This is a genomic window from Corallococcus exercitus, from assembly GCF_042231735.1.
Lineage (GTDB): Bacteria > Myxococcota > Myxococcia > Myxococcales > Myxococcaceae > Corallococcus > Corallococcus exercitus_B.
On sequence record NZ_CP102577.1, the window covers coordinates 6953813 to 6960000 of the forward strand.

At 67.6% G+C, this 6188-nt stretch carries 3 protein-coding genes and 1 rRNA gene (1 of these 4 cut by a window edge); 3 read left to right on the top strand and 1 reads right to left on the bottom strand.

The genetic code is table 11. The features are described from left to right. Nucleotides 1–58: 58 nt before the first annotated feature. A complete protein-coding gene (locus NR792_RS27820) occupies nucleotides 59–2359 on the top strand; it encodes a membrane dipeptidase (protein WP_375755728.1) in 2301 nt (766 codons plus the stop codon). A 6-nt stretch (nucleotides 2360–2365) separates the two neighbouring features. On the opposite strand, the gene NR792_RS27825 is transcribed toward NR792_RS27820, so the two are convergent. Then, the gene (locus NR792_RS27825; protein WP_375755729.1) at nucleotides 2366–3655 is read right to left on the bottom strand and encodes a chloride channel protein; all 1290 of its coding nucleotides are present in this window, start codon (nucleotides 3653–3655) and stop codon (nucleotides 2366–2368) included. Between the two features lie 221 nt (nucleotides 3656–3876). Here NR792_RS27825 and NR792_RS27830 point away from each other — a divergent pair, with 221 nt between their 5' ends. Both NR792_RS27830 and NR792_RS27835 read left to right on the top strand, forming a co-directional pair. Then, nucleotides 3877–4962, top strand: coding sequence for an SGNH/GDSL hydrolase family protein (locus NR792_RS27830; protein ID WP_375755730.1), 1086 nt, complete (start codon nucleotides 3877–3879; stop codon nucleotides 4960–4962). A 1099-nt stretch (nucleotides 4963–6061) separates the two neighbouring features. Beyond that, a 16S ribosomal RNA gene (locus tag NR792_RS27835) occupies nucleotides 6062–6188 on the top strand (it continues 1411 nt past the right edge of the window).

Here is a 6188-nt window from a genome sequence, read left to right on the forward strand (position 1 = left end):
TCTTGCACTCGGTGTCCGGGCTGAAGCATGTGGACGCTCCCCTCATCCCGGAGCGTTCGTGTCCCGTCCCCTCCCGTGGTTCCGCTGGAGTCCCCTGGCCCTGACGCTGGCGGCCTCGCTGTCCTGTGCCCCCATCGAGGACCTGGAGCCCCCGCCCCAACCCGCCACCCAGAAGCAGGGCGTGGACGTGCCCGGCTTCGCCGAGCTGCACCACCACATGTTCGCCGAGGAGGCTTTCGGAGGCGGCTGGTTCCACGGCGGCGTCAACGGCACGCTCGACACCTGTGACGGCGGCTGGCCGGAGAGCGACCATGCCCGTGTCCGCATGGACCTGAGCGGCCTGCTCAACCTGTGTCCCAACTCCGGAGGCGTGGACCTGAGCGGAGCCCCCGTTCTGTCCCAGCTCTTCGGAGTCGCGGGCGCGGTGGGCTCGGAGTTCATCGGGAAGATGGAAGGCACGGAAGGGGACACCGGCCTGCACATGGGCCGCCGCCAGCCCGGCACGGAGTGGCCCCGCTGGGACACCATCGCCCACCAGCAGTCCTGGGGCGGGTGGCTCAAGCAGGCACACGACGGAGGCATGTCGCTCGTCGTGGTGTCCGCCGTGAGCAACGGCTTCCTCTGCGAAGCGCTGCCCCCGCAGAACCGCAAGCGCGCCTGCGACGAGATGATGGACGTGGAGGTCCAGCTCCAGATGGCCCGCGCCTTCGACGCGGCGAACGACTGGGTGGAGATCGCCCTGTCGCCCGCGGACGCGAGGCGGATCATCTCGCAGGGCAAGCTCGCCATGGTCCTCTCCATCGAGACCAGCAAGCTCTTCGGCACGAAGGACTGGCGAGCGGAGCTCAACCGCTTCCACGCGCTGGGCGTGCGCACGCTCCAGCCCGTGCACCAGCTGGACAACCGCTTCGGCGGAGCGGCCCCGCATAACGCCATCTTCCAGGCCGCGCAGTTCCTGGAGAACTGCCACATCGACACCGACTGCGGCCTCACCGCCGCCGGCTTCACGCTGGGCTTCGACGTGGACGCCCAGTGCCGCAACGTGAAGGGCCTCACCGCGGACGGCCAGCAGCTGCTCCAGGCGATGATGGACAAGGGCATGCTCATCGACCTGGCCCACCTGTCGGAGAAGGCCGTGCGAGACGCCTACGCCGTCTCCCAGGCGAACCGCTACTACCCGCTCTTCATCAGCCACGGCCACTTCCGCGAGGTGATGAACGGCAAGCTCGCCGAGCACGAGAAGACCACCCCCGCCTGGGTGGTGCAGCTGCTCCGCCGCACGGGAGGCATGTTCGGCCTGCGCACCGCGCACGACGAGACGCGCACGTACACGCCCGCGAACATCGCCAATGACTGCCAGGGCTCCAGCCGCTCCTTCGCCCAGGCCTACGAGTTCGGCCGCCAGGGCCTCAAGGTCCCCATGGCCTTCGGCGCGGACTTCAACGGCTTCATCCAGCAGACGCGGCCACGCTTCGGTCCCAACGGCGCGTGCTCGGCGGGCTTCCAGGCGGAGGCGGACGCGCAGGCCCACCAGCAGGAGCTCGAAGCACCGGGCCGGTTGGGCACGCCGTTCGACGAGCAGGGACTCGCGCACGTGGGCCTGCTGCCGGACCTGCTCCGCGACGTGCGCAACCTGGGCGCGGACACCACGCCGCTGGACCGCTCAGCGGAGGTGTTCATCCGCATGTGGGAGCGCACCTCGAGCAGCGCGCGCACCGGCATGGCGGACCCCGCGCTGGACATCGACACGGCGGGCATCGCGCCGTGGGTGCCGCCGGACGAGCGTGAGAAGGCCTACCCCACGGTGTGCGGCAAGGCCTACGCGCCGGACTCCAAGACGCTGAACCAGGGCTGCCGCTTCGACGACGAGTGCCAGAGCGAGCAGTGCACCTCCGTGCTCTGCGCCACCTTCGACGGCCGCTGCGTGTGCAACGACGACGGGGACTGCGGCGCGTCCCGCTACTGCCAGGATGAGATTCCGGGCAACCCGGGCGACAACGACTGCAAGGACCGCAAGACGGACGGCACGTCCTGCGGACGCGACGGCCAGTGCCTCTCCGGCGCGTGCGGAGGCTGCTTCAACGCGGTGGGCTGGTGCTACACGCCGCGCTCCAAGACCTACGGCCAGACGTGCAAGTCGGACCGCGAGTGCACCACCGACCGCTGCAGCGCGGACTGCTACGTGAACCCCACTGGCAGCTGCCTGTGCGACAGCGACTCGCACTGCGGCGCGAACCAGTTCTGCGGGTGGGGGCTCAACTCCGGCAAGTGCGTGAACAAGCGCGGCCGGGGCGCGGCGTGCTCCAGCGATCGCGAGTGCGCGTCCGGCACCTGCCGCTGGTCGTTCACCTGCAAGTAGCGCTTGCTAACGAGGCGCCTCGGGTTGCTTCCGGGGCGCCTCCGCAGGCAGGTCGCGCAGCGCGACCACGCGATCCAGCAGCGGCCCACCCAGCTTCCTCCGAGCGATGCGCTGTGACGGATAGATGCCCCGGTGCCCGGTGAGCAGGTACGCCACCGTGGCGACGATGGCCACGTGAGGCAGCACGGAGGCGCCCACCAGCTCCACGGCCATCAACGACAACGCGAGCGGCGTATTGGCCGCCGCGGCGAACAGCGCCGCCATGCCCACCGCCGCGCCCAGGTCCACCGGCAACCCGAGCAACCGCGCGAGCACATTGCCCAGCGCCGCGCCAATGAAGAACAGGGGCGTCACCTCGCCGCCCAGGAACCCCGCCCCCAGCGTCACCACCGTGAACACGAGCTTCCAGGCGAACGCGCCCCACGGAAGCGACGCGTCCTCGAACGCGCGGAGGATGCCGGGCACGCCCAGTCCCAGGTAGTCGCTGGTGCCCGCGAGCATCCAGAGCCCCACCACCCCCAGGCCGCCCAGCGCCATGCGCACGGGCAGCCTGGGGACGCGGCGCTCCAGGACCCGCTTCAGTCCATGCGTGCCCTCGATGAAGGCCACCGCCACGCCCGCGATGCCCACCGCGAACACCAACCACCGGCCCAACACGGGCAGCGTCAACGCCAGCACCTGGGGTGACGGATACGCGGTGTGGTGGATGCCCAGCCCGCGAGTCACCAGGTCGCCCACGACGGACGCGGTGAGCGCGGGCAGGAGCGCCTCGTAGCCCAGCCGGCCCACGCACACGACCTCCAGCCCGAACACCGTGCCCGCCAGCGGCGTGCCGAACACCGAACCGAAACCGCCCGCGATGCCCGCCGCCAGCAACTGGCGCCGCGTGTCCGGCGTCACGCGGAAGCGCCAGGCAATCTGGTCCGCCAGGCTCGCACCCATCTGCACCGCCGTGCCCTCGCGTCCCGCGCTCCCGCCGAACAGGTGCGTGAGCACCGTGCCCAGCAGCACCATGGGAGCCATGCGCAGCGGAATCACCGCGTCCCCCACGTGCACCGTGTCCAGCACCAGGTTGTTGCCGCCCCGGATGGACGCGCCCCACCGGCCGTACACCGCGCCCACGACGAGCCCCGCCACGGGCAGCGCGTACACCAGCGACTCATGCGCCAGCCGGTACGCCGTGGCCGCTTCCAGCAGCGCCAGGAACACCGCGGACGCCACGCCGCACACGCCCCCCACGATGGCGCCCAGCAGCAGCCACTGACCCAGCGCTCGGGCACCCAGGGAGAGGTTCATGGGCGCGCACTCTAGTCGTGAAACATCGCGTCAATTCGGAGCGTCGCGTCAGCCAAAGGCACGCAGCCCTGACGCGCCGTGGCGGAATTCATGTTCAACAGGTAATACATCTTGAGGAGTTAATTCTGGTCTGAGGAGTGATTCCAGAGTCAAACCCGTGTACCGTGCGCGGCCTCTCCCCATTGCCGGGGCGGGAACCCCCTACCTCTTCAGGAGCCGGTATGTCCGTTCGTCGCAGCGGGCTGTCCCTCGCCGCCGTCCTCGCCGCCACCACCCTCAGTGGCACCGCGATGGCCAGCACCATCAACCAGAACACGTCGTGGACCATCAACCGCTCGGCGTCGCAGACGTACCGGGTGGTGGCCTACGGCGACTCCATCTTCGCCGGCTACAACGGCGGCATCGGCAGCGTCGCGCGTCGTGCGGCCCCGGTGGTGGAGGGTGAGTACGCGGCGAAGAAGTGGGGCACGAACGTGGAGGTCATCCGCCGCACGAAGTCCGGCGCGAAGGCGGACGACATCTACAACAACAAGATCGTCAACGAGCGCTCCTACATGCAGGACTCCCGGACGCGCGTCGTGATGTTCGAGATGTGCGGCAACGACTACCTGCAGGCCCGCAGCGCGTTCTCCGACCAGACGGGGACGTGCAACTACAGCGGCCTGCAGAACGCGCTGACGGCCTGCACCACGTACATGGAGCGGGCGATGCAGACCATCAACCAGTACGCGACCACCGCGAAGGTGAAGGTCATCTCGAACATCTATTACCCCGGCTATGACGCGGACAACGTGCTGACGGCCTGCACGGACGCGACGACGGGCCAGAAGGTGAACAAGCAGCAGTACTTCCTGCCGCTCCTGGCGCGCAGCAACTGGCGCGCCTGCAACCTGGCGGCGAAGTACGGCTTCAAGTGCGCGGATGCCTTCGCGGAGATGATGGCGTCGGACTACGACCGCAACGGCGACGGTCAGATTGACTCCGCGGCCATCGCGTACCGCGCCGGCGAGACCGAGGACGCCTACGTGCAGCGCATCAGCGTCACCCTGCGCGGCACGCTGCGCGATGCGAACGGGCACCTGGCGAACAGCAGCACCAGCTACGACTACATCCAGTCGGACAACACGCACCCGACGTACACGGGCTCCACCATCAGCGTGAACATCTTCTCCGGCTCCGGTTCCGGCTCCGCGGCGCCGACCTATACGGACGGCCAGATCGTCAACGGCAAGAACCCGGACTGGAACAAGTTCGGCCACGAGCGCATGGGCTGGAGCATCTCCACGTTCGACCCCGCGACGCCGTGAGCTGAAGCGGCATCCGCAGGGCCCAAGGCCTCCGACCAGTCACCGGGTCGGGGGCCTTGTCGTGTCCGGAGCCGCACGGCACCCGGCAGCCCGCCCGTCCGCCCACTCCAAGCACGTCCGCTCTCGTCGGAGCTCAAAGGAAGCAGTCTTGCTCCACGGCCTGGCAAGCTGCCGGTGATGGGGGAGGGGTTTACGCCTCGGAACGGCGTACCCACATCCCTGGCGGTTGGGACGGAAGGATCAGGCCCGGCTCAACGAGGGTTTGACGTCGCCGAACCGAAGCGTTAGACACTGGACCCCCGCGCAACGAACCGCTGGCCTCCGGGCCTCGGAGCGTGAGCACGGGGGAAGAAAAGGATCGACGAAGGTTGTTGATCCCGAACGCGGCGAAGAGGTAGAAGCCGCGCCCCGCCCGACCGGCTCCGAAGGCAGCAGCTTGGAGCTCAGCGCGGGAGGAAGAAAAGGATCGACGAAGGTTGTTGATCCCGAACGCGGTGAAGAGGTAGAAGCCGCGCCCCTCACTTCGAAGCCCGCGCACTGGCGCGGAAGGTACTTCGGAGAGAGTGCAGCACCGAAAAGGAAATAGGGCAGTCAACGAGCGAGTTGACAGCGAACGCGGCGAAGAGATAGAAGCCGCGCCCCACCGAAGAGAGCAGTCCGGCAGGCAACACACGGACGGCAAGCGGTGAAGGAAGCTGACAGCAAGCGGTTGACAGGGAACGCGGCGCTGAAGTAGAAGCCGCTCCCCTTCGAAAAGAAGCGGCGAAAGTCACTGGACGGCGCCGACGAACTTCGAAGCAGCCCGCAGGACGCAAAAGTGAAGTTGACGCTGACTGCGAACTGAAATAGAAGCTGCAACCCCGCCGGTTGAAAAGAAACCGGCAAGCAACAAAGTCGCAACAAGCGGCTCGGTCTTTGAAAACCAAATAGCAAGCCCAAGCAGTAATGGATTGCGGAAACCCGCAGTCAATTTTTTGAGGGCATCTTCACCTCAAGAGCAGCGCTGAAAAGCGCAGCGAGAGGGAAGTGCCGACGAATCAGCGAGCCGAGACTCCTTAGCCGGGTCTCGGGGAACGCCGGTTCAAGCAAACCAAGAATACAATTGGAGAGTTTGATCCTGGCTCAGAACGAACGCTGGCGGCGTGCCTAACACATGCAAGTCGAGCGCGAATAGGGGCAACCCTTAGTAGAGCGGCGCACGGGTGCGTAACACGTGGATAATCTGC